Below are 23,044 nucleotides of genomic sequence, written 5' to 3' on the forward strand. Positions count from 1 at the left end.
CCTTGTATTCGCTTGGAGCTTTTCGTGCTTAATAGATTCCGCATGCTTGTCGCCTGTGCTTTGACCTTCGCGCTTTGCTGGGTGCCGGGATTTGCGTTTGCTGGGGTCGCTGAGGACGGGGCCCAGGTTGCTGCGACCGCTCATGGGCTTTCCTATGGGATCGAGGGTTTTGAGCGGTTGGCCAAGGGGACCGCTCGTGCTATGGAGGGCCAGCCCGAGGGCTACCGGTTTCCCGTTGACGAGGATGTGGACCTTGTAGTGGCGCCTGCTGCCGATCGCGTTGTGGTGTGGATATCGCCCAAGGCGGCCGAGAAGTATGGATTGGATCCGCAGGACAACGAGTGCGTATCGGGTCTCAAGGCCCTCGTCTGTGAGCTCGACAGCGCAAACTCCATGGGAGGTGCGCAGCTAGGGGACGTTGATCTTCCTTGGTATGTTACGGCGGAAACAACGTTTGATGCCGGCGGGTATACCTATGGCTTTGACGAGCGCGGTGCGGATGGGGACCGCTATGTGGTGATTGCATCGGCCTCGGGTGATGCCAAGGGCGGCGCGCGTTGGCTTGATAGCGCTCAAATGGTAGAAGCATCGTCTGTCGTATTGCGGGATGAGCAGGGCCCCTTGACCTCTCTGGCTTCCTTTTTGGGCGACATCGACTATCGCCCGTTTTGGGTGTCCATTAAAACGAGTGGCCTTGCCCTGGTGATTGCCTTTGCGCTGGGCCTGTTTGCCGCGTGGAAGACTATGGGTACCTCGAGTCGCATCAAGGGCCTGCTCGATTCAGTCTTTACGATTCCTATGGTGCTGCCGCCCACGGTCTGCGGCTTTCTGCTCCTCATGCTGTTTGGCCGCTCGACCGGGGTGGGCCAGTGGCTCATCGCGCACGGCATCTCGATCGTCTTTACCTGGCCCGCGGCGGTCATTTCGGCCGTCGTTGTGTCGTTTCCGCTGGTCTACCGCACGGCGCTCGGAGCCTTTGAGAGCCTTGACACGCAGATGCTCGATGCCGCGCGAACCCTGGGATGGTCCGAGCGTCGCATCTTTACCAAGCTTATGATGCCGCTTGGCTGGCCCTCGATTGCCGCCGGCGCGGTGCTTGCCTTCGCGCGTGCCATGGGCGAGTTTGGCTGCACCCTGTTCTTTGCGGGCAACTACGCCGGCATTACCCAGACCATCCCCATCGCCATCTACTTTGAGTGGATGGGCGGCAACACGTCGGTGGCCCTCTTTTGGGTCGTGGTCGTAATTGCGTTCAGCTTCCTGGTCATTCTGTTCATCAACATGTATACGGCGCATTCGCAAAAGTATCGCGAGCGTGGCCTCTCCCGTGCAGAGCGCAAACAGGCCAAAGATCTCGCCGGACAGGGCGATTCGCTCGACCCGGCGGGCGGCGATGCCTTGCGTATCGATCGCGAGGCGCTGGCCGAGCTTATGCGCGATGACGCCGTCTCGAAGGGAGGTCGATAGACCATGTCGCTTGTCTTGGATATCAAAAAGCGCTATCCCGGCTTTACCCTCGACATTCAGCTCGATGCCGGCGAGGAGCGTGTGGCGCTGCTGGGCGCCTCGGGTTGCGGCAAGAGCTGCACGCTGCGCTGCATTGCCGGCGTGGAGGCACCCGACGAGGGCAAGATCGTCGTCAACGGCGTGACCTTTTTTGACTCTGCGACGGGCATCAACCTTTCGCCCCAGGAGCGAAAATGCGCCCTGATGTTTCAAAGCTATCAGCTGTTTCCAAACATGACGGTGGCCGATAACGTATGTGCCGGCGTTGAGGGTGCAGGCGACGCCGCAGCGCGCAGACAACTTGCCGAGCGCTACTTGGGTATCTTTGGACTGGCCGACTTTGCCGACCGTTATCCCGCGCGCCTCTCGGGCGGCCAGCAGCAGCGTGTGGCGCTTGCTCGCATGGTGGCGGCACACCCGGGCATTTTTATGTTCGACGAGCCCATGAGCGCGCTCGACGCGTATCTCAAGAGCGCGCTTGAGCAGAACATGCTCGACCTGTTCGACGTCTGTAACCGTACCGTGCTCTACGTGAGCCACGATATTGACGAGGCATGCCGCCTGTGCGAGCGCATTTGCGTGATGCATAACGGGCATGTGGAGGAGATCGGCTCCGTCGAGGACGTGGTCCGCCGGCCGCAAACCTTGGCTGCGCTGCGCCTGACGGGCTGCAAGAATACGAGCCGCGCGCGTAAGATCGGCGACGAGGAAGTTGAGGCCCTCGACTGGGGCATGACCTTCAACGTGGGCCGTGAGGTTCCCGATAACGTGGCGTACCTCGGTATTCGTGCGAGCTACTTCCATATGGACAACCGCGCAGAGCGGGGTCGTAACAGCTACGACCTGCATGTGGCTCGCGTGAGCGATTCGCGTTTTGAGCGCTTGGTGCTGTTGGACGTGCCACGTGTCGATGCGCCGACGCGCCTGCAGTGGAAGGTCAACAAAGTGAACGTAGCTGCCGACGGGCTGCCGCAGGCCGACGAGACCCTGCGCATGCACTTCGATGCGAGTAAGATCCACTTGGTTTGTCGATAGCGCCGGGTAATGCCGTCGGGGATATAAGCCTCGGCGGCTTTGTCTTGCCGTTCGCCGAATGAAGGATGACAAACTCTTATCAATCAAGATAATTATTTATTAAACGACGGCACACGAGGCTGTCGTACGAATGTCAACGGTGTTCGCAGGGGCGATGACCGTTGATATAGTTGACCTCGACTGGTTAAGGAGGGTGCGCACATGCCGCAGACGACATATATTCGCCGCATTGCCGCGCGTGCCCTATACATGGCTCGGAGTCGCATATGAGCAGGTATGTTCACGGCTCCGGGAGAGACGACGCACAACTAAATAATCGACCGCAAAGCAGGTTCCCCAAAATTCCGGGTTTGAGCACGGTCGGGCAATCGCCGTCCGTCGTGCATCGATACCGCTGTTATCCGTTTTTGGTTCGAGAGGGGAACCGTTATGGCTGAAGAATTTGATTTCCATTCGATGTGGGAGAGCCTCGGCATGAATCTTGCCGACCACGATATGCTGCTGGGCGCCGTGGGCCAGATGTACGGCGATATGTTCCTGACGCAGAACAATCGCCCCAAGTCCACGTCCTACCTGGATTTTGTCGCCACCAACATCCACAGCGGCCGTATTAAGGAGATGCTCGACAAGAAGGAGACCGGCGAGGCCACCAAGATCGTGGGCAGCTTCTGCGTCTACGTGCCCGAGGAGATTGTGCTCGCCTGCGACGGTATCCCCGTGGGTCTGTGCTCGGGTGCCGATTGGGCGACCGACAAGGTCGAGGAGCACTTGCCGCGCAACACTTGTCCGCTCATCAAGAGCTTTGCCGGCTTTAAGCTGGGCGAGGTCTGCCCCTACATTGAGTCGAGTGACTTGGTGGTAGGCGAGAACACCTGCGATGGCAAGAAGAAGGCCTACGAGTTTTTTGCCACGCAAAAGAACATGTACGTCATGGATATTCCCAACGTGCACGACGAGTCGACGCTCGTGACCTGGAAGGCCGAGGTCAAGAAGCTCGCCACCAAGATTGAGGAAGAGTGCGGCGTCACGATTACGCCTGAGCGTCTGAAGGCCGCCATCCGCGCCGTCAATGAGAAGCGTCGCGCCCTGCAGCGCCTCGCTGCCACGCGCGCTGCCGACCCAGCGCCCATTAGCGGTCTCGACAGCCTGCTGACCGTTCAGGCCGCCTTTATGGACGACACGCCGCGTCTGACCGGAGCCATCAACGATATGGCGGCCGAGTGTGAGCAGCGTGTCGAGGCCGGAGAGGGCGTGGCGCCCAAGGGGACCAAGCGCATCCTGTACACCGGCACGCCCATGGCCGTGCCCAACTGGAAGCTGTTCAACCTCATCGAGAAGGCCGGCGGCGTTGTGGTGGGCGAGGAGTCCTGCACGGGTTCGCGCTATTACAAGGATTTGGTCGATGAGTCCGGTGAGACGGTTGACGAGATGCTCGATGCTATCGCCGAGCGCTACTTTAAGATCAACTGTGCCGTCTTTACGCCCAACGACCAGCGTATGAAGGACATTGTCCAGATGGCCAAGGATCTGCATGCCGACGGCATTGTCGACGTGGCCCTGCAGTTCTGCACGCTCTACGAGATGGAGTCGTTTGCCGTGGAGAAGGCCGCCGAGGAGGTCGGCATTCCGTTTATGCACATCACGACCGACTACGCCGGCGAGGATGCAGGCCAACTGCAAACCAGGATCGAGGCTTTCTTGGAAACCATTTAGGACTATCCGTCCCGGTGGCTTTCCCAGGTGCCCGATCTTGCCGTCAAACCGTCGCTTGCGTATCAGAAGTACGCGGCGCTCCTCTTTCACGGCAACCTCGGGCACCTGGGAAAGCCGTCTCCTTGGTTGGTTAAAAGGTTTGTTAAGGAGTTATATGTCGGAAAATATTGAACAGCCGTTGCCGCGCACGTTTGAGGAGTTCAACGAGCAACGCAAGGCGGCGTTTATTCGCGTCAAGGATTATAAGCAGGCGGGTAATCGCCTGGTCGGCTTTTTGTGCAGCTATACGCCGCTCGAGATTATCGATGCCGCGGGCGCCTCGAGCGTGGCTCTGTGCGGTACGTCCGATGAGGTGATTCCCGAGGCCGAGAAGGTGCTGCCGGCAAACCTGTGCCCGCTCATCAAGTCTACGTATGGTTTTGCCTATTCGCAAAAGTGCCCGTTTACGTACTTTAGCGACATGATCATCGGCGAGACCACCTGCGACGGCAAGAAGAAGATGTACGAACTGCTCAACGAGCTCAAGCGCACGCACATTCTGCATCTTCCGCAGGGTCGCGATCGCGCCTACGAGCGTAAACGCTGGTACGAGGAGTGCCGCCTGCTCAAGGAGGAGCTCGAGGGCTTCTACGGCATCACGATTGCCGACGATGACCTGCGCGCTGCCGTCCGTCGTCGCAACCGTCTGCGTGCGGCCCAGCTCGAGATGTTTGCGCTGCAGGCCAACCAGCCGGCTGCCATGAGCGGCGTCGACCTGATGAGCACCATGTTCGCCGGTACGTTCAACTTCGATATCGAGGCCTATACGCAGCAGCTGGAGCAAAAGGTCGCCAAGCTGCGCGAGGCCTACGACGCGGGCGAGCGCCCGGTTGCGGCGGATGCCAAGCGCATTCTGATCACCGGCTGCCCGGTGGGCGGCGTGATCAACAAGATCGGCCGCACCATCGAGTCCAACGGCGGCGTGGTCGTGTGCATGGACGACTGCTCGGGCGAGCGCACGGCGGCCATGATGATCGACCCGGAGGCTCCCGATATCCTGCGCGCCATCGCCGACCGCTACCTGGACATCAACTGCTCGGTCATGACGCCCAACGACGGTCGTATGGAAAACACGCTGGCCATGTGCGAGAAGTATCACGTCGATGGCGTAGTGGAGAGCGTACTCCAGGCGTGCCACACCTTTAACGTGGAGAGTGCGCGCATGCAGGAGGCTGTCGAGGGTGCGGGTATTCCGTATATGAAGATTGAGACCGACTACAGCAACGGAGACATGGGCCAGATCGAGACGCGCATTGCTGCCTTTATCGAGACCCTGTAGGACAAATGCGGCAAAGGGATAGCTGCTTTGCCGCATAGAAGGAGGATGCCGTGGTTGGCATTGGTATCGACATAGGCTCGACGGCCGCGAAGGCTGCGGTGGTGGAGACGGACAACGCCATTGCGTGGACCTGCGTCATGCCGACGGGGTATTCGTCGGTCGATGCGGCCGAGCGCCTACGCGGTGAACTCGCCGCAGCCGGCTATGACGTGACGGGCGACGATGTTCGCGTGGTCGCGACTGGCTACGGCCGTGTCGCGGTGCCCTATGCCAACAAGGTAGTGACCGAGATCACCTGCCACGGCACCGGTGCCGTGCGCCTGTTTGGCGATCACGGCACGGTGATCGACGTGGGCGGTCAGGATACCAAGGTCATCCAACTCAAGGGCGGCCGCGTGGCCAAGTTCGCCATGAACGACAAGTGCGCCGCAGGCACGGGGCGCTTTCTGGAGATCATGGCCGACCGCCTGGGCATTACCCAGCAGCAGATGGCCGACCTGGCGCGTTCCGGCGAGCCCACCAAGATCAGCAGCATGTGCACGGTGTTTGCCGAAAGCGAGGTCATCAGCCTGATCGGCCGCGGCGAGCCGCGCGAGAACATTGCGCGTGGCGTGATCGACAGCGTGGTCTCGCGCGTGGCGACCATGGCCGGGCAGGCCGCGGGCGCCCCGTACTACCTGACCGGTGGCCTGTGCGAGAACGCCTTCGTGGTGGAGCGGTTGGGCGAGCTGCTGGGGTCGCCGGTGACCACCTCGCCCCAGGCTCGCTTTGCCGGAGCGATCGGCGCGGCTGTCCGCGCCGCCGCCTTGGCCTAGGGGTGTACCGCGACATGCGCATCCTCAATATCTCGGCACAAAAACCAGATAGCACTGGCAGCGGCACCTACCTTGCCGCGCTCGTGCGCGAGCAGATCGAGACGGGGCATCGCGCCGCCGTGCTTTGCGGCGCGGCACCGGGTGATACCCAAGGCGAGCTGGACCGGCGTGCTGCCGTGTTTGCCGTACCGTTCGAGTCGCCCGAGCTGCCGTTTCCCATCTGCGGTATGTCCGATGTCATGCCCTATCCCTCCACACGCTACCGTGACCTGACGCCTTCGATGCTCAAGGCATTTGAGCGGGCATTTGCTGCTGCAATCGATCGGGCGGTGGCTGAGTTTCGGCCCGATCTGGTGCTCTGCCATCACCTGTATCTGGTGACCGCATTGGCGCGCGAGCGCGTCCGGGGCGTGCCGGTTGTTGCCGTATGCCATTCGACCGACCTGCGCCAGCTGCGTTCGCATGCGCTCGAGCGCGATCGCATCGTAAGCGCGGTTCGTCGGCTCGATGCCGTCTTTGCGCTCCATGCTGAGCAGGCTGAGCAGATTGGCCTGGTGTGCGGCGTCGATGTCGATCGCATCCACGTGATTGGGACGGGCTACGACCATCGCGTCTTCTGCCGTGATGCAAGCGTGGCGAGGCAGCCGGGATCGCTTGTGTACGTGGGTAAGATTTGCTTTAAAAAGGGCGTCGAGTCGCTGGTTCGAGCCGTGTCATTGCCGATTGACGATGACGTCTGCCCATCTGGCTTGGTACTTGTGGGCGGCCGCGGGGACGATGCCGAGTACGCGCGTATTGAGCGCTTGACCGCGGCCTCGGATGTGCCGGTGACGCTGGCGGGGCGCCTGGATAGCGATGGGCTCGTGCGTGCTTACCGCAGTTCCGACGTCTTTGTGCTGCCTTCGTTTTACGAGGGTCTGCCGCTCGTGACGATCGAGGCCCTCGCGTGCGGCTGCAAAGTTGTGGCGACCGATTTGCCCGGCGTTCGTCCCTGGATGGAGGCGATGCTTCCCGGTGCTCCCGTGACGTGGGTGGCGTCGCCGCGTATGACGGATGTCGACACGCCCGTGGCGGCCGACCTTCCGTTGTTTGAGCGCGCACTGGCAGATGCTATCGCGCAGGCGCTTGCGGCTCCGCCTTCGACGTTCGAGCCGTCGGCGGTCTCTTGGGAAGCGTGCCTGGCGCGTATACTTAAAGTCGTTGATTTGTTGGAAGGGGGTTCGTATGGCTAAGGACACCATGAGGCTCACGTCCATGACGGCCGCGAGCGGTTGAGCCGCTAAGTTGGCTCCCGGAGCCCTCGCCCAGGTCCTGGGCGACTTACCCAATGTGCATAACGACAACTTGCTCGTGGGGTTCGATACCTCCGACGATGCGAGCGTCTTCCGCGTAGGGGAGAACCTGGGGCTCGTGCAGTCCATCGACTTCTTCCCACCGATGGTCGATGACCCGTTCCTGTTTGGCCAGATCGCTGCGGCCAACTCGCTGTCGGACATCTACGCCATGGGCGGGCGGCCGAGCCATGCCATGAACCTGCTTTGCATACCCAGTTGCCTGGGCGTTGAGGTTGCCGGTCAGATTCTGGCGGGCGGTGCCGATAAGTGCGTCGAGGCGGGTTGCTCCATCGCGGGCGGCCACACCATCAACGACGACGAGCCCAAGTACGGTCTGTCCGTGAGCGGTTTTGTGCCACTCGACCACATGCTCGCCAACAGCGGCGCACGCGTGGGCGATGTTCTGCTGCTGACCAAGGCGATCGGCTCGGGCATTATCACCACGGCCATTAAGGGCGAGCTCATCGAGCAGGACGAGGCCGCAGCCATGTTTGACTCGATGTGTACCCTCAACGAGGCCCCGATTCGCCTGGCCGAGGGACTCGAGCTTCACGGCTGCACCGACATCACGGGCTTTGGCCTGATCGGGCATGCGTGCGAGATGGCCGAGGGCTCGGGCGTGCAGATTGAACTTGCGTCGGGGGCGGTGCCGCTCTTTGACCAGGTGCTCGATATGGCGCGTCTGGGCATTATTCCTGCCGGTGCCTACCGCAACCAGGACTTCTTTGGCCCGCGCGTGGCTGCCGACGAGGACCTGGAGCCGGGCAGGTTGGATGCGCTGTACGATCCGCAGACCTCGGGCGGTTTGCTCATCGCGGCGCCTGCTGCCGATGTGGATGGGCTTGCGCGTCGCCTGCATGCCGAGGGGCGCATCGCGGCCGTTGTCGGGCGCGTGTGCGAGGCGGAGCCGGGCGGTCCTGCCGTCCGCGTTGTTCGCTAGCCCGCACGTTTATGTAACTGTTTGCCGTTCTCTAGAACGGCTCTTTCGAAAGGAATTTGCTATGTCTACCAAGATTGAAGTCAATGCCATGGGCGATGCCTGCCCGCTGCCCGTCGTCAAGACGCTCAAAGCTCTGAAGCAGCTCGATGGCGAGGGCGCCGTCGTGACCTCGGTCGACAACGAGACCGCCGTCAAGAACATCTCCAAGATGGCGCAGGAGAAAGGCTGCACGGCCTCGGTCGAGAAGGTTTCTGACGCCGAGTGGCACGTGACCGTGGCGACCTCCTGCGCCGTTGCCATGGCCGATCCCGAGCAGGATGGCGCTGCCTTCTGTGATGCCAGCGCCGGCAAGGGCAGGCTCGTCATTTCCGTCTACACCGACTGCATGGGCCGTGGCGACGACGAGCTGGGCCACAAGCTCATGAAGGCCTTCATCTTTGCAGTGACGCAGCAGGAGGAGCTGCCCGCGACCATGCTGTTCTACAACGGCGGAGCCAAGCTCACCGTCGAGGGCTCGCCGGTACTCGACGACCTGAAGGGGCTGGCTGAGCAGGGCGTCGAAATCCTCACCTGTGGCACCTGCCTCGACCACTATGGCATTAAGGACCAGCTTGCCGTGGGCGAGGTCACGAACATGTATGTGATCGTGGAGAAGATGGAGCAGGCCGTGCGCGTCGTGCGCCCGTAGCGTATTGGTTGGAGTTGCCATGAGGGAGAAGCGCCCGGCGCTTGTCATTACGTTTCCCACCACGGCGGCCGCCATGGGTTGCGAGTCCCTGTGCATCGAGCGCGGCCTTCCCGGGCGAACGATTCCCGTGCCCGGGGAGGTCGCTGCCGGCTGCGGTCTGGCGTGGAAGGCGCTACCTTCGGATGAGGACTTGCTGCGCGGCGAGCTTGCCGCGGCGGGCATTCCCGCCGAGGGCTATGCCGTGATTGATATGTGGGAGGTCGTGCGATGATCTACCTGGATAACGCGGCGACGACCATGCACAAGCCGCAGACGGTCATCGATGCCGTGACGCAGGCGATGTGCTCGCTCGGCAATGCCGGGCGCGGCGCCACGTCGGGTGCCCTCGATGCCGCTCGTACGATTCACGGTTGCCGTGCCAAGTTCGCGCGCCTTTTAGGTTGCCCGAGGGCGGACCATGTGTGCTTTACGCCCAACTCTACGGCGGCGCTCAACACCGCCATCTGTGGCGTGGTGCGCCCCGGCGACCGCGTGGTCACGACGGTGCTCGAGCACAACTCCGTGCTGCGTCCGCTCAACCGCCTGGCAGCGGAGCGGGGTGTGACCGTTGAGCATGCGGGCTGTGACGCGAACGGCGTGCTCGACTGTGACGAGCTCGAGCGGCTGGTCACGCCCGGTACGCGTGCCGTGGTGGTGACGCATGCCTCTAATGTGACCGGCAACGCGGTCGACATTGCGCGCGTGGCGGCCTTGGCACATGCCGCGGGTGCGCTTGTGATCGTCGATGCCTCGCAGTCTGCCGGTACGGCGCATATCGATATGCAGGCCATGGGGCTCGACGTGGTGTGCTTTACCGGCCACAAGGGGCTCATGGGCCCGCAGGGCACCGGCGGCCTGGCCGTGGCGGAGGGCGTCGACGTGGCGCCCTGGGCCATGGGCGGCACGGGCGTGCACAGCTTCGATGCGTTGCAGCCCATGGAGTGGCCCACGCGGCTCGAGGCGGGCACGCTCAACGGTCACGGCATAGCGGGCCTTTCCGCAGGCCTTGATTTTATCGAGGCACAGGGTGGAGTTGAAGCGATTGCGACTCACGAACGCGCCCTGGCCGATCGCTTTCTCGCCGGTGTTCGTGAGATTCCGGAAATCAAACTCTACGGTGCCTTCGACCAGTCAGCACGCTCGGCGATCGTCTCGCTCAACGTGGGCAATATCGATTCGGCCGAGATTTCGGACGCGCTCATGCAGGGGTGGGGGATTGCGACGCGCCCCGGTGCCCATTGCGCTCCGCTCATGCACCGTGCGCTGGGGACCGAGCGCCAGGGTGTCGTCCGCTTCTCGTTTGGGTATTTCAACACGACCGAAGAAGTCGACACGGCTATCGATGCTCTGCGCAATTTAGCCTGCTAAAGCTGCTGGACCGTTTATACTTGCGGGACGGGTATTTTGCCCGTCCCGTTTTTGTTTCGACCCGAAAGGTGTGCCTATGGCTTCATCCGCCCCGCGCGGTCTGCGTTCCGACCATGTCGTTACCGTCGGCATTGCGCTGTTCTCGATGCTCTTTGGCGCCGGTAATCTCATTATTCCGCCGCTGCTGGCGCTGCAGGCAGGTTCTGCCACGCCGGTTGCCATGATCGGCTTTTTGATTGCCGCTATCGGTCTGCCCGTTATGGGATTTATCGCCGTCGCGCTCGCTGGCACGGCCCGAGAGCTGGCCGGGCGTGTGCATCCTAAGTTTGGCGAATTCTTCGTTGCGGCGGTCTACCTGGCCATCGGTCCGTGCCTGGCCATTCCGCGCACAAGCTCTACGGCGTTCGAAATGCTGGTGCCGCTGCTACCCGAGGGCGTTTCGCTCGGCACGGCACGTCTGGTGTTTGCCATCGGGTTCTTCGTCGTCGCGTTTGCGCTCACGCTGCGTCCAGGCGTCATCACGCGTGTGCTCGGCCGCATTACGGGCCCTGCGCTCATTGCGCTCATCGTGCTGGTCGTGGGTGCTGCCGTGATCTCGCCGCTGGGACCGGCTGCCGCGCCGCAGGCCCCTTACGATGCCGGTGCTGCCGTGCAGGGCTTTCTGACTGGCTATCAGACCATGGACCTGCTCGCGTCGCTCGCCTTTGGCATCATCATCGCCGAGACCATCCACGAGCTGGGTGTTACCGATGACAAGCGCGTGGCCTTTGAGATTTCGCGTTCCGGTGTGATCGCCGGCGTGCTCATGGCTATCATCTACTGCGGCTTGGGTCTTGCCGGTATGCAGCTCGGCACCGTGATGCCCGACGCTACCAACGGCGCCGCCATCCTCGCCCGTTCGGCCTCCATGCATTTTGGGCTTGCCGGCACGGTCGTGGTCTTCGCCATCTTCTTCCTTGCCTGCATGAACGTGTGCATCGGCCTCATCAGCTGCTGCTCGCGTTACTTCTGCGAGACGTATGTGGTTAAAGGGGGAGCGGAGGCCTCCGAGGAGGCCATGCGCCGTCCCTTTGCGGTTCTCGCCTTTGTGTTCGCAGCGTTTTCGTGCGTGCTCTCCAACGTGGGTCTCGACGTGATCCTCATGTTCTCGGTGCCTATGCTCAACGCCTTGTATCCCGTTGCCATCGTGCTGGTACTGATGGGCCTGGTGCACGGCTTTTGCGACGCGCATCCGCAGGTGTGGGTCTGGGTTGGCGGTGTGGTTGCCGTGCAGAGTGTGATCACCTCGGTTCGCGACGCGTTCTTTGCTGGCGCGTGGCTGCCGTTCGATGCGTTGCCGCTGGCAGATATCGGTGCCGCGTGGGCGCCGGTTGCCGTGGTGGCATTTGTGATCGGTCTGCTCCATAGTCGTTTTGTTGCACATTCGAGGAGCTAAGGCATCAATGCTTGCACAGGCGGGGAGTCTCCCCTATAATTTCCTTCGCTTTGGGACACGCAAGGTTTAGACCTTAGCTGCTCAACACCTTCGGGACGTGGCGCAGTTTGGTAGCGCGCCTGCTTTGGGAGCAGGATGTCGCAGGTTCAAATCCTGTCGTCCCGACCATATCTTGCGGGCGTAGTTCAATGGTAGAACCCCAGCCTTCCAAGCTGATGACGCGGGTTCGATTCCCGTCGCCCGCTCCATTAGATAGACGAACGGCTCTGGCTCCTTTTGGGACCAGAGCTGTTTTCATATGCATGCCGGGACCCCACATCCCCTCCTAAGTTGCGGTGAATTACGGACTGTTTTTCGGCTTTTATGGCCCATGTAGTCCGTATTTCACCGCAACGATTTGTAAGGTTGGATTTTGATGCCGTTGGGAGGGTCGTAGCGACCGTCTACCGAGAGTGGAAATATTTTTTGAAGCTTTGACCTGCGGCGTCAAGCTTTTGGTCAGCTTTTGGCAAGGCCTGCGGACGGAAGCATGCGATAGCGTAATGGTATTCTCTCCGCCATGATGGTTATGGGGTTGGCCATGCTCGATAAAGGCAAACATTTTCCGCAGTCATATGCAAGGATGCTATTCTCGGCCGTTGGAATTCATCAAGATGGACAGCTGCTTATAACAATTGATCCTTGGGATGAACGCCGTGCGCGTGAGCTTATGCAGGAAGAGCTCATGCTTCGTCTTTACAACCACGTGTATGCGGATCCGGTCTATTGGAATAATCTTGGGGTTGAAGATCGCATCTTTCAGCTGGCATCCGCTATTGCGGTCGTTGAACCGGATGCTGTGTTTTGCGGATCGACAGCAGCGCTGCTCTACGGCATCGGCTCGGCGTATACGCTTCTGGATAAAGTGCAAGTACTGCTGCCACGGTCTACAAGGCGTGATACGTACGAGTTCGTTGAATACAAGCGCTGGCGGGCGGGCGAAGTGTGGGGGCTAGGTCTGTTTACACTGACGGATCCGTGTCGAACGGTTGTTGATATCGCTCGAACGAGCGCCTTTCGCTATGCGCTGGGCTATGTCGATGGCTTGGCCCGTGAGTACGATGTCGAACGCGAAGAGCTGCGAGCATATGCGCAGGCAAATTGTCGAGGGTTACATGGCATCGCGCGTGCTTTTGACGTTTTTGAGTTTATGGACGGCAGGTCAGACAATGGCGGCGAGTCTGAGGCGAGAGCAGCGATGATTCTCGCTGGGGTTGCCGCGCCCGAGCTTCAAGTTGAGATAACGCGACCGGGAAACGTTGGCTATTATCTAGCAGATTATGGCTGGCAGATGCCAGACGGCTCATGGACGCTGGCAGAGCTGCATGGGCTAGGCAAGTTTGAAGACGAGGCTCAAAATGATCCAGAGCGGGCGGCGGCAAAAACGTATCGAGCGGCCCTCATGCGCGACGCGAACCTTCGCGCCATGGGCCACAACGTCATTCATTTCAAACTCTCGGACACCTACGACGTAGAATCGTTCGGTGCCATGATGCGCGGTTACGGCATTCCGACAACAAAACCCTACGCCGAATCCCGATAGCGAAATCGTTCGCGGTCCACCTTCAATAAGTTGCGGTGAAATACGGACTGTTGAGGCCTTTAAAGGCATAAATCAGTCCGTATTTCACCGCAACTTAGGAGGGGATGGGGTTAGTGGCGACCGTGGTGGCGGAGCTTGTCGATGGTGGCGTCGGTGCCGTGGCTGCGGGCTTCGGCGGCGCGGTCGCGGGCGTCGGCTGCGGTTTGGCGCTTGCGGCGGTAATCGATCATGCCTTGGATGATGGGCTTGCCAAAGCTCACGACATCATCGTTGTAGATGGCTGTTCGGGCTGCGAGGAGGCAGTCGGTAAAGTCCATATGGGTCTTGCCAAAGAGTTTGACGGCAAGGGCGACAACGGTGGGCTCGTCGACCATGACGTCATCGATCAGCCTTTTCATGGCCGCAGCAATCTCAACGCGTGGAACCTTATAGACGTCGCGCAGCGTGACCACGACGCGCGTGATGATCTCGGGGTAGACACGAGCGGTGCGCGTGGCGATGACCTTGGCGGCGCGCGGCGACAGGACCTCGTCGTCGTCGAGCAGATAGCGCAGGATGACGGTCTCGTCGATGATGGTGCTACTCATGGATATCTACTTCCTCGGGACCCAAAATCGAATCGTCGCTTTCTGTAGCAAGGTATTCAATCCAGGCATTGCGCTCCTTGGAGCGGCGATTGGGGTCCCCATATGCTTTGAGCGATCCATAGGCGGCGGTGCCGTCCTTTGAGCGCACGGCGACCGGCTGAAAGGGGAGCTTGCGCATCAAAATGCTCTGCGCGACAAATAGACGGACAGCCTCGGCGAGCGATGTGCCCATGGCGTCGTAGAGACGCTCGGCATGCTGCTTGTCTTCCTCGCGAATGCGCACCTGCAGGATGGCTCGTTTTTGAGTCGATGACATCACTGGCCTCCCTTAATGAGCGTGCAATATGAATAGTCAAATACAGCTTCGGCTAGTAATTGCCAATTTTATAACAACTACTTTATTGCACTCGAGTAATTGAGTGTAAACGATATTACAAACGTACTACATCCTTCAGAAATGGCGCAAAATCTCTCTCGGACGTACGCGTGTAATACACTCGCTTTTATATCCTATTGAGAATAATCCTAACCAGCCCAAACCCCTGCAATACACTCGTAATGCAGGGCCTATGCTCAAGTTTACCCCCTGCAACTGCGTATATTTAACCTGTATACCGTTGGAGATATTCTACCGAGTGCCTGTTTCGCCGCATGCTCTCGATACGCCGATGCCGGACCACGGGCGGTCCGGGGCAACGTCGACAGGGTCTCTCCGGCATGGGATTCAGGAGGGAGTGAACAACATGGGCAATAAACGAGTCGTAGCCGATTCCTCGCGCTGCATTGGGTGTCAAACCTGCATGGCAGCGTGTATCGAGGCACACGACATCCCCGGCAACATTGCCGCGCCGCGTCTGCGCGTGACGCGTACGTACGAGATCTCCGCACCGGTGGCTTGCCATCACTGCGAGGATGCCCCGTGCGCTAAGGCCTGCCCCACGGGTGCCTTGTTCTTTGATCCAAAGAACCATCGCATCGGCGTCAACGAGGACAACTGCATCGGCTGCAAGAGCTGCGTCATGGCCTGCCCCTTTGGCGCCGTGAGCGTGGCGACCACGCAGGTCCCCGTCTTGATGGGCGACGTGCGCGTGGGTTCGCAGACTAAGAGCTTCGTGCTCAAGTGCGACCTGTGCGTGGACCGTCCCGGCGGTCCGGCGTGTGCCGAGGCGTGCCCGACTAAGGGCCTCACCCTGGTAGACGAGGAGCGCCTGGCGGAACTGACCGCCGAGCGTGCCCGCGCCACCATCGAAAACGAGGCGTAGGCGGGCGGCCATACAGGCCCGACGATTGTCAAATACGTACCGATTAATCGGTAGCAGAGAAAGGAAGGAGGGTGTCATGGAGAAGCATAAAGTGATCTGCCCGTACTGCGGTGCCGGTTGCCAGTTTAACCTCTTGGTCCAAAACGGCCAGGTCGTGGGTACCGAACCGCTCAACGGCATCACCAATCAGGGCGAGCTGTGCCTTAAGGGCATGAGCGGCTACGACTTCATCAACGACACCAAGATCTTGACTCCTCGCGTACTGCACCCGATGATCCGCCGCACCAAGGGCGCGGATCTTGAGCGCGTAAGCTGGGACGAGGCACTGGATTTCACCGCATCTAAGATGCAGGCCATAATTGACGAATATGGTCCTAACGCTGTCATGACCACCGGCTCTTCGCGAGGCGGCGGCAATGAGGCGAACTACGTCATGCAGAAGTTTACGCGTGCGTGCATCGGCACCCACAGCGTAGACAACTGCGCTCGTACTTGACACGGCCCTACTGTCCTCGGTCTGATGGACACGGTTGGTTCAGGTTGCATGTCATGCTCCATCCCCGGTATGGAGGATGCGGGCTGCATTTTCCTCTTCGGCTATAACCCTGCCGATTCGCACCCCATCGTCGCAAGGCGTATCGTGCGAGCCAAAGAAAAGGGTTGCAAGATCATCGTCGCCGACCCGCGCCATATCGAAACCGCGCGTATCGCCGATCTCTACCTTCCGATCAAGAACGGTTGCAATGTTGCGTTCCTCAACGCCTTTGCCAACTGTCTGGTCAACGATGGCCTCTACGACAAGGAATTCGTCGCCGAGCACACGAACGGCTTTGACGAGTGGTGGGAGACCATCAAGAACTACACTCCCGAATCCGTACAGGACATCACGGGTGTCGATCCCGCGCTGATCCACCAAGCTGCCGAGATGTACGCCACGGCGAAGCCTTCTGCCATCATTGGCTGGGGCATGGGCGTATGCCAGCAGAAGCAGAACCTGAAGACGGTGCACACCATCGCCTCCATCGCCTGCGTTGCCGGCCAGATCGGCAAACCCAATTCCGGCCTCGCGCCCGTGCGCGGTCAGAATAACGTCCAGGGCTCCTGCGATATGGGCATGCTGCCCAACCTGTACCCTGGCTACCAGAAGGTCACCGACCCGGCTGTGCGTGCCAAGTTTGCCAAGGCTTGGGGCGTGCCCGAGGAAAAGCTCCCGCTCGAGGAGGGCTATAAGCTCACCGACCTGGGCCACCTGGTCGACGAGGGCAAGGTGCACTGCTTCTACAACTACGGCGAGGACCCGGTACAGACCGAGCCCGATTCGGCCGGTATGCGCAAGACGCTCTCCGAGCTGGATCTGTTCATTTGCCAGGACATCTTTATGACGCAGACGACCATGCTCGCCGACGTCATCCTGCCTGCCACCTCTTGGGGCGAGCACGAGGGTGTCTTTACCGCATCCGACCGTAGCTTCCAGCACTTTGACGCGGCCGTTCCGCCCAAGGGCGAGTGCCGCCACGACTGGGAGATCTTCGCGGACCTGTCCACGCGCATGGGCTACCCCATGCACTACGACAACACCGAGCAGATCTGGAACGAGTGCATTAGCCTGTGCCCCAACTTTGTGGGCGCAACCTACGAGAAGATGGCTCCCGAGGGCGGTTACGCTCAGTGGCCCGTCAAGAGCACCGATGTGAACGACCACGGTACGGCCGACATGTTCGCTGGTGGCAAGTTCACCACCAAGGACGGCCGCGCCAACCTGATGGCGCACGACTGGGAGGCGCCCTCCGAGCTTCCCGACGATGAGTACCCACTCATCCTGTGCACCGTCCGCGAGGTCGGCCACTACAGCTGCCGCTCGATGACCGGCAACTGCAAGACGCTGGCGCTGCTTGCCGACGAGCCCGGCTTTGTCCGCATGAATCCCGCGGACGCCCAGGCGCGCGGCATCAAGAACGGCGACATCGTCTCGATTCACAGCCGCCGCGGCCAGGTATACAGCCGCGCCGACGTGAGCGACCGTATCAACAAGGGCACGGTCTATATGACCTACCAGTGGTGGATCGGCAAGTGCAACGAGCTGACCATGCACAAGGTCGACCCGGTCTCGCATACGCCCGAGGACAAGTTCTCTGCCTGCCAGGTCGACGCCATTGCCGACCAGGTTTGGGCCGAGGGCGAAGTCGAGCGTCAGTACACCGAGCTCAAGCAGGCTCTGGTTGACGCCGCCGCTCCCCAGGACGTTGAGCCCGGCGCCGCCAAGTTCGACGACGAGACGCACGTGAATCAAATCGTGTAGTCCCGTTCTCGTTGGCTTTTTGGGCCGGGCGTCCCGTACGTTCGGGAGCCCGGCCCGTTATTTTGAAAGGAAGTGGGGATGAACCGCTTCATCGACATCAACCCGGAGAGGTGCATCGGCTGCGGAACATGCCAGTCCGCCTGTGCCGACGCCCACCGGATGCAGGGTCTTCAGGATACGCCGCGCCTGGCGCTCGTGAAGACCGGCGGTATTTCGGCCGCCCTTGCCTGCCACCATTGCGAGGGTGCCCCCTGCGCCGAGGTTTGCCCGGTGAATGCCATCGAGCACGATGGCGACCGCATCCACGTCAAGGAGCAGGAGTGCGTCGGGTGCAGGCTGTGCGCCATCGCGTGCCCCTTTGGAGCCATCCATCCCGATGGCACGTCTATCGCCGGTGTCGCAGGCATGTGCGACCCGACGCCTTCGTATCCTAAGTCCCTGAGCAGCCTGCTTACGTGGGCTCCTGGCCAGTACACCTGCGCTGTCAAGTGCGACCTGTGCGCCTTCGATCCGGACGGCCCGCATTGCGTGGCGGCGTGCCCCACCAAGGCGCTGACCGTCATGGGCGGCGCGGCCGATCGCGAGCTCGACGAGGCCAAGCGCCTGCGCTCGATCGAAAACGGCCCGACTGTCGACGTTACCGCCGTGGCCCAGGGCCTGTCCGAGAAAGCAGAAGGGAGCGTAAACAATGGATAGCATGACGCTGTTTATCGCATCGCTTGCCGTCTCGTGCATCGGTGCGCTCGCCTCGGTTCTGCTGATCAAGGCCGATAATGCCGCCAAGACCGCCGGCTGCCTTATCGGCGCCGTCGCTGCGGTGCTTTCGTTTGTGGCCGGTATCCAGGCCATGCTGGGCGATGTCACGTCGGTCGACACCATCGTGTTCTTCCCGTTTGCCCATTTCCAGCTGCTGCTCAATCAGCTGTCCGGCCTGTTCGTGGCGCTCATCTCGGTGCTCGCGTTTGCCGGTTCGATCTACGGTCTCAACTACTTTGATGAGTACCCGGGCAAAAGGGGCCGCGCTGGCTTCTTCTTTAACACCTTCGTGGCGTCCATGATGCTCGTCATCACTGCTGACAACGTGTTTTGGTTCCTGGTCGCCTTTGAGCTCATGTCGCTGACCTCGTACTTCCTGGTCGTGATCGAGGAGAATGAGAACTCCATCCATGGCGGTTGGCTCTACTTTGTAATCGCGCACGTGGGCTTTGTGCTCATCATGGCGAGCTTCCTCACCATGACCAACTTCGCCGGTGGTTCGTTTGCCTTTGCGGATTTCCGCGCTACGCAGTTTAGCCCCGCGGTCGCATCCGTGTGCTTCGTGCTCGCCTTCTTTGGCTTTGGTGCCAAGGCCGGTATCATCCCGCTGCACGGCTGGCTGCCCAAGGCACATCCCGAGGCGCCGTCCAACGTGAGTGCCCTCATGTCCGGCGGCATGATCAAGATTGGTATCTTCGGCATCCTCAAGGTGGGTCTCGACCTGCTCTCCGCCTCGGGCGTTCAGGTCTGGTGGGGCCTTATGGTCATGGTCTTCGGTGCGATCTCGTCGGTTCTCGGCGTGGCCTTCGCACTGCAGGAGCATGACATCAAGCGCCTGCTGGCCTATCACTCCGTCGAGAACATCGGCATCATTCTGCTCGGCGTCGGCGCCTCCATGGCCGCCATGGCGCTCAACTCGGTCGGCATCGCCGTCCTGGCTCTGATGGCCGCCCTCTACCACACGTTTAACCACGCGATGTTTAAGGGCGAGCTGTTCTTGGGCGCCGGTGCGCTGCTGTACTCCACGGGTACGCGCAATATGGAGAAGATGGGCGGTCTGTTCCGTCGTATGCCGGCAACGGCCATCTGCTTCCTTATTGGCGCGCTTGCCATCTCGGCCATCCCGCCCTTCAACGGCTTTGTGTCCGAGTGGTTTACCTACCAGTCGCTCTTTAACGCCGCCATGCAGGGCGACAAGGCCGTCATGATCGTGGCCGTGTTCGCTGCCGTCGCGCTTGCCATTACCGGCGCGCTGGCTGTCACGTGCTTCGTCAAGGCCTATGGCGTCTCCTTTGCCTCCGCGCCCCGCTCCGAGGCCGCGGCCAATGCCAAGGAGGTTCCCGCCCCCATGGTGTTTGCACAGGGCCTGCTCGCGGCCATCTGCGTCGTGCTGGGCATCGGCGCTCCCGTGATCGCGCCCGTGCTGGTCGATGTCGCCGCGTCCGTACTGCATCCGTACGGTGGCGTGTTTGTCGCCGAGGGCATGGAGCTCATGAACCAGTACTCCGGCGCTGCCACCTCCACGCCCGCGATCGCCATTGCGCTCGTGGTGCTCGTCGGCCTTGCCTGCGGCTATCGCAAGCTCAAGACCGTCGGCAAGGTGCAGAAGTCCCAGCCGTGGGCATGCGGCTATGCTCCCAACGAGCATATGCCCGTCGTGGCCACGACCTTTGCCTCCGAGGTGTCCTGGTTTATGCAGCCGCTCTACACGCTGCGCGACCGCTGCACGGCCGTCTGCTGGTCCGTCGCACACTTCTTCCAGAAGCTCACCGGTGTGGCCGAGGCTGTGGAGCCCGTACCCGACAAGGTTCTCGTCGATGCCCCGCATAAGGGTGTCGAGAAGCTCGCCGACCTCGCGACTAAGCTCGAGGGCGGCAACTACAGCATCTATATCTGCTACATCGTCGCGGCACTCGTGGTGTTCCTCGTGCTCGCCGTGCAAATGGGTTAAGGAGGGGAGAGCATGAACAACATCGTACTTGCCGTTCTGCAGGGCGTGGTCGTCATGGCCGTCGCGCCGTTCTTCTCCGGTCTCGGCCGCGTGATTCGCGCCAAGATGCACAACCGTCGCGGCCCCAGCATCATGCAGGACTACCGCGACCTGGCCAAGCTCTTTGCGCGCCCCGAGTCCCAGAGCGAGGATGCGAGCTTTGCGCTGCGCATCATGCCGCCGCTGTTCTTCGCCGTCGCCTTTATGCTCGCGATGGGCCTGCCGCTCTTTACGGCGCAAAGCCCCATCCCGGTCTTTGGTGACGCCATCACCATCATGTACAGCCTGGCGCTCGCACGCTTCTTCTTCGCCCTCTGCGGTGTGGATTCGTCCAACGCCTACGCCGGTATCGGTGGCGTTCGCGAGCTGCTCATGAGCGTGCTCATCGAGCCGTCCATGCTGCTTGCGCTGTTTGCCGCCGCCCTGGTGTGCGGTTCCACCGACATCGCCACCATGGGTCAGCACATCATGGCGGGCGCCGTCGACGCGCCGGTCGCCGTGATCCTCGCCGGCATCGCCTTTGCGATCGCCTGCTACATGGAACTCGGCAAGCTGCCGTTTGACCAGGCCGAGGCCGAGCAGGAGCTTCAGGAAGGTCCGCTCGCCGAGCTTTCCGGCCCGTCGCTCGCCATGGCCAAGCTCGCCATGTCCATGAAGCAGGTCCTGGTCGTCGCCTGGTTCTGCGCGATCTTCGTCCCCTGGGGCGAGCCCGCGACCGTGGGTGCCGCCGCTGTTCTGGGCGCGGTCATCTTCCTTGTTAAGTGCCTGGTCGACTTTGTCGTGTGCGGCGTGATCGAGAACTCCTGCTCGCGTTCGCGCTTTAAGGTACTTGGCAATCAGACCTGGGCCGTCGTGGGCATCGCCGTTCTGGCGTTTGTCTTCGTGGTCGTCGGCGTGTAGGAGAAGGGAGAAACAATGTCATTTGCAGTCAGTCTGTCCCTTCTCGGCTTGGTCGCTATCGCGGCCCCGATGGTGGCCTCGGTGCTCGTCGCCCTGTTCCCCCGTCCGTACGCCAAGTGGTTCAGCGTTTTGGGTGCCGCCGTCTCGACGGCCTGCACCATCGCCCTCGCCGCGAATTTCGCCGGCGCCGGCATGCCCGACACGCAGGTCCCCCTGATCTCGTTTGGGCAGACCCTCGTCATGGGATTCACCTTCGATCGCATGAGCACGCTGCTCGCGCCCGCCTTTGTGGGTATCGGCCTGCTTGTCGTGATCTATTCGATTCCCTATATGAGCGAGAATAACCGTGAGCACCCCGACGCACCGCGTCGTCGCTTCTACGCGTACCTCGCGACCTTCATCGGTGCCATGGCCGGTCTCGTGTACAGCTCGACCCTTTTGGGCCAGCTCGTGTTCTTTGAGATCACGGGTGCGTGCTCTTGGGGCCTCATTAGCTACTACATGTCGCCTACGGCCAAGAAGGCCGGCATGAAGGCCCTGATCATTACGCATATCGGTGCGCTCGGCCTGTATCTGGGCGCCGCCATCGTGTTTGCCCACACCGGCACCTTCGCCATTACCGCGATTGCCGGCCTCGACGCCAAGCTCAAGGCTATCGTCCTTTTGCTCGTGCTGTTTGCGGCCTGGGCCAAGTCCGCACAGGTTCCCATGTACATGTGGCTGCCTTCGGCCATGGAGGCGCCGACGCCTGTTTCGGCCTACCTGCATGGCGCCTCGATGGTTAAGGTCGGCGTGTGCGTGTTCGCGCGTGCGCTCGTCTCTGCCGGCGAGATTCCCGAGATCGTGGGCTGGGTCGCCATTATCGACGCCATGGTCACCATGCTCTTTGGTTTCCTTATGTACCTGCCGCAAAAGGACATGAAGCGCCTGCTGGCCTTCTCCACGATCGCCCAGCTCTCCTATGTGTTCTTTGGTCTGGGCCTTTCGGTCTTTGGCAGCCAGCTGGCCTTTGATGGCGCCGTGTGCCACATCTTTAACCACGCCTTCGCCAAGACGCTGTTCTTCCTGATCGCCGGTTCGTTCTCCTTTACGCTCGGCACGCGTATGCTGCCCAAGCTTCGCGGCATCGTGAAGAAGTACCCGATCTCGGGCGTGGGCTTTGGTGTCGCGGCACTCGCCATTGCCGGCGTGCCGCCCATGAACACGTTCTTCTCGAAGTTTCAGATCATCGCCGGCGGCTTTTCCGTGGGTGCCGGCAATGTCGCGATCCTGGTGCTCGTGTGCATCATGGTCGCCGAAACCGTCGCCACCTTCGCCTGGTTCCTTAAGTGGATGGGCTATTGCCTGCCCGGCGAGCCGAGCGAAGAGGTCGCTGCGGGAGCCCCGCTTCCCCGCGCGATGGCGTTCGTGTTCATCGTGCTCATCATCATGGTCATCGTCAGCGGTCCGCTTTCGGCCAGCTGGATCGGTTAGGAGG

At 61.2% G+C, this 23,044-nt stretch carries 20 protein-coding genes and 2 tRNA genes; 20 read left to right on the forward strand and 2 right to left on the reverse strand.

Annotated elements, in window-relative coordinates; all coding sequences use genetic code 11:
• Positions 1–24 precede the first annotated feature (24 nt).
• The 14 genes from modB to DW796_RS02145 all read left to right on the forward strand — a co-directional run bounded on the left by modB (position 25) and on the right by DW796_RS02145 (position 13,773).
• Complete coding sequence (modB, locus tag DW796_RS02080; protein ID WP_233509176.1) at positions 25–1,467, forward strand: molybdate ABC transporter permease subunit; 1,443 nt, start codon at positions 25–27, stop codon at positions 1,465–1,467.
• A gap of 3 nt (positions 1,468–1,470) precedes the next feature.
• Positions 1,471–2,541: a sulfate/molybdate ABC transporter ATP-binding protein gene (locus DW796_RS02085; RefSeq protein ID WP_117779333.1), complete on the forward strand. Its 1,071-nt coding sequence runs from the start codon at positions 1,471–1,473 to the stop codon at positions 2,539–2,541.
• Positions 2,542–2,970: 429 nt separating this feature from the next.
• A complete protein-coding gene (locus DW796_RS02090; RefSeq protein WP_118094099.1) occupies positions 2,971–4,254 on the forward strand; it encodes a double-cubane-cluster-containing anaerobic reductase in 1,284 nt (427 codons plus the stop codon).
• A gap of 154 nt (positions 4,255–4,408) precedes the next feature.
• On the forward strand, positions 4,409–5,572 hold the full coding sequence (locus tag DW796_RS02095; RefSeq protein ID WP_118094100.1) for a double-cubane-cluster-containing anaerobic reductase: 1,164 nt from the start codon (positions 4,409–4,411) through the stop codon (positions 5,570–5,572).
• Positions 5,573–5,622: 50 nt separating this feature from the next.
• A complete protein-coding gene (locus tag DW796_RS02100; protein WP_118094101.1) occupies positions 5,623–6,387 on the forward strand; it encodes an acyl-CoA dehydratase activase in 765 nt (254 codons plus the stop codon).
• 14 nt (positions 6,388–6,401) lie between these two features.
• Positions 6,402–7,619: a glycosyltransferase family 4 protein gene (locus tag DW796_RS02105; protein ID WP_089571621.1), complete on the forward strand. Its 1,218-nt coding sequence runs from the start codon at positions 6,402–6,404 to the stop codon at positions 7,617–7,619.
• On the forward strand, positions 7,612–8,661 hold the full coding sequence (gene selD, locus DW796_RS02110) for a selenide, water dikinase SelD (protein ID WP_089571622.1): 1,050 nt from the start codon (positions 7,612–7,614) through the stop codon (positions 8,659–8,661). Before DW796_RS02105 ends, selD begins: the two co-directional genes overlap by 8 nt.
• Positions 8,662–8,722: 61 nt before the next feature.
• Positions 8,723–9,349: a sulfurtransferase-like selenium metabolism protein YedF gene (gene yedF / locus DW796_RS02115; RefSeq protein ID WP_118094103.1), complete on the forward strand. Its 627-nt coding sequence runs from the start codon at positions 8,723–8,725 to the stop codon at positions 9,347–9,349.
• Positions 9,350–9,368: 19 nt separating this feature from the next.
• Positions 9,369–9,620: a DUF3343 domain-containing protein gene (locus DW796_RS02120; protein WP_118094104.1), complete on the forward strand. Its 252-nt coding sequence runs from the start codon at positions 9,369–9,371 to the stop codon at positions 9,618–9,620.
• On the forward strand, positions 9,617–10,756 hold the full coding sequence (locus DW796_RS02125; RefSeq protein WP_118094105.1) for an aminotransferase class V-fold PLP-dependent enzyme: 1,140 nt from the start codon (positions 9,617–9,619) through the stop codon (positions 10,754–10,756). The genes DW796_RS02120 and DW796_RS02125 overlap by 4 nt, the downstream gene beginning before the upstream one ends.
• Before the next feature lie 76 nt (positions 10,757–10,832).
• Positions 10,833–12,191: a branched-chain amino acid transport system II carrier protein gene (brnQ, locus tag DW796_RS02130; protein ID WP_117779327.1), complete on the forward strand. Its 1,359-nt coding sequence runs from the start codon at positions 10,833–10,835 to the stop codon at positions 12,189–12,191.
• 91 nt (positions 12,192–12,282) lie between these two features.
• Positions 12,283–12,359 (forward strand) — tRNA-Pro (locus tag DW796_RS02135).
• A gap of 6 nt (positions 12,360–12,365) precedes the next feature.
• A tRNA-Gly gene (locus DW796_RS02140) sits at positions 12,366–12,439 on the forward strand.
• 332 nt (positions 12,440–12,771) lie between these two features.
• On the forward strand, positions 12,772–13,773 hold the full coding sequence (locus tag DW796_RS02145) for a hypothetical protein (RefSeq protein WP_147351003.1): 1,002 nt from the start codon (positions 12,772–12,774) through the stop codon (positions 13,771–13,773).
• 110 nt (positions 13,774–13,883) lie between these two features.
• Here DW796_RS02145 and DW796_RS02150 read toward each other — a convergent pair whose 3' ends face one another.
• Both DW796_RS02150 and DW796_RS02155 read right to left on the reverse strand, forming a co-directional pair.
• Positions 13,884–14,360: a PIN domain-containing protein gene (locus tag DW796_RS02150; RefSeq protein ID WP_187362354.1), complete on the reverse strand. Its 477-nt coding sequence runs from the start codon at positions 14,358–14,360 to the stop codon at positions 13,884–13,886.
• On the reverse strand, positions 14,353–14,676 hold the full coding sequence (locus tag DW796_RS02155; RefSeq protein ID WP_099431570.1) for a type II toxin-antitoxin system RelB/DinJ family antitoxin: 324 nt from the start codon (positions 14,674–14,676) through the stop codon (positions 14,353–14,355). Before DW796_RS02155 ends, DW796_RS02150 begins: the two co-directional genes overlap by 8 nt.
• A gap of 427 nt (positions 14,677–15,103) precedes the next feature.
• Here DW796_RS02155 and DW796_RS02160 point away from each other — a divergent pair, with 427 nt between their 5' ends.
• From DW796_RS02160 to DW796_RS02185, 6 genes are all read left to right on the forward strand, one after another.
• Positions 15,104–15,622 carry a 4Fe-4S dicluster domain-containing protein gene (locus tag DW796_RS02160; protein ID WP_022095206.1) on the forward strand — a complete coding sequence of 173 codons (519 nt, stop codon included), beginning with the start codon at positions 15,104–15,106 and terminating at the stop codon, positions 15,620–15,622.
• A gap of 76 nt (positions 15,623–15,698) precedes the next feature.
• Complete coding sequence (gene fdhF, locus DW796_RS10730; RefSeq protein WP_118094107.1) at positions 15,699–17,921, forward strand: formate dehydrogenase subunit alpha; 2,223 nt, start codon at positions 15,699–15,701, stop codon at positions 17,919–17,921.
• Positions 17,922–17,999: 78 nt separating this feature from the next.
• Positions 18,000–18,617 (forward strand): 4Fe-4S dicluster domain-containing protein, encoded by a 618-nt coding sequence (locus DW796_RS02170; RefSeq protein ID WP_118094108.1) that lies wholly within the window; start codon positions 18,000–18,002, stop codon positions 18,615–18,617.
• Entirely contained in the window at positions 18,610–20,628 is a 2,019-nt protein-coding gene (gene hyfB, locus DW796_RS02175) for a hydrogenase 4 subunit B (RefSeq protein WP_118094109.1), read from the forward strand. Before DW796_RS02170 ends, hyfB begins: the two co-directional genes overlap by 8 nt.
• A 12-nt stretch (positions 20,629–20,640) precedes the next feature.
• Positions 20,641–21,567: a respiratory chain complex I subunit 1 family protein gene (locus tag DW796_RS02180; protein ID WP_118094110.1), complete on the forward strand. Its 927-nt coding sequence runs from the start codon at positions 20,641–20,643 to the stop codon at positions 21,565–21,567.
• Between the two features lie 15 nt (positions 21,568–21,582).
• Positions 21,583–23,040 (forward strand): hydrogenase 4 subunit D, encoded by a 1,458-nt coding sequence (locus tag DW796_RS02185; RefSeq protein ID WP_118094111.1) that lies wholly within the window; start codon positions 21,583–21,585, stop codon positions 23,038–23,040.
• Positions 23,041–23,044: the final 4 nt, after the last annotated feature.

Source organism: Collinsella sp. AM31-2AC (assembly GCF_003469285.1).
GTDB classification, from domain to species: Bacteria; Actinomycetota; Coriobacteriia; order Coriobacteriales; family Coriobacteriaceae; genus Collinsella; species Collinsella aerofaciens_AT.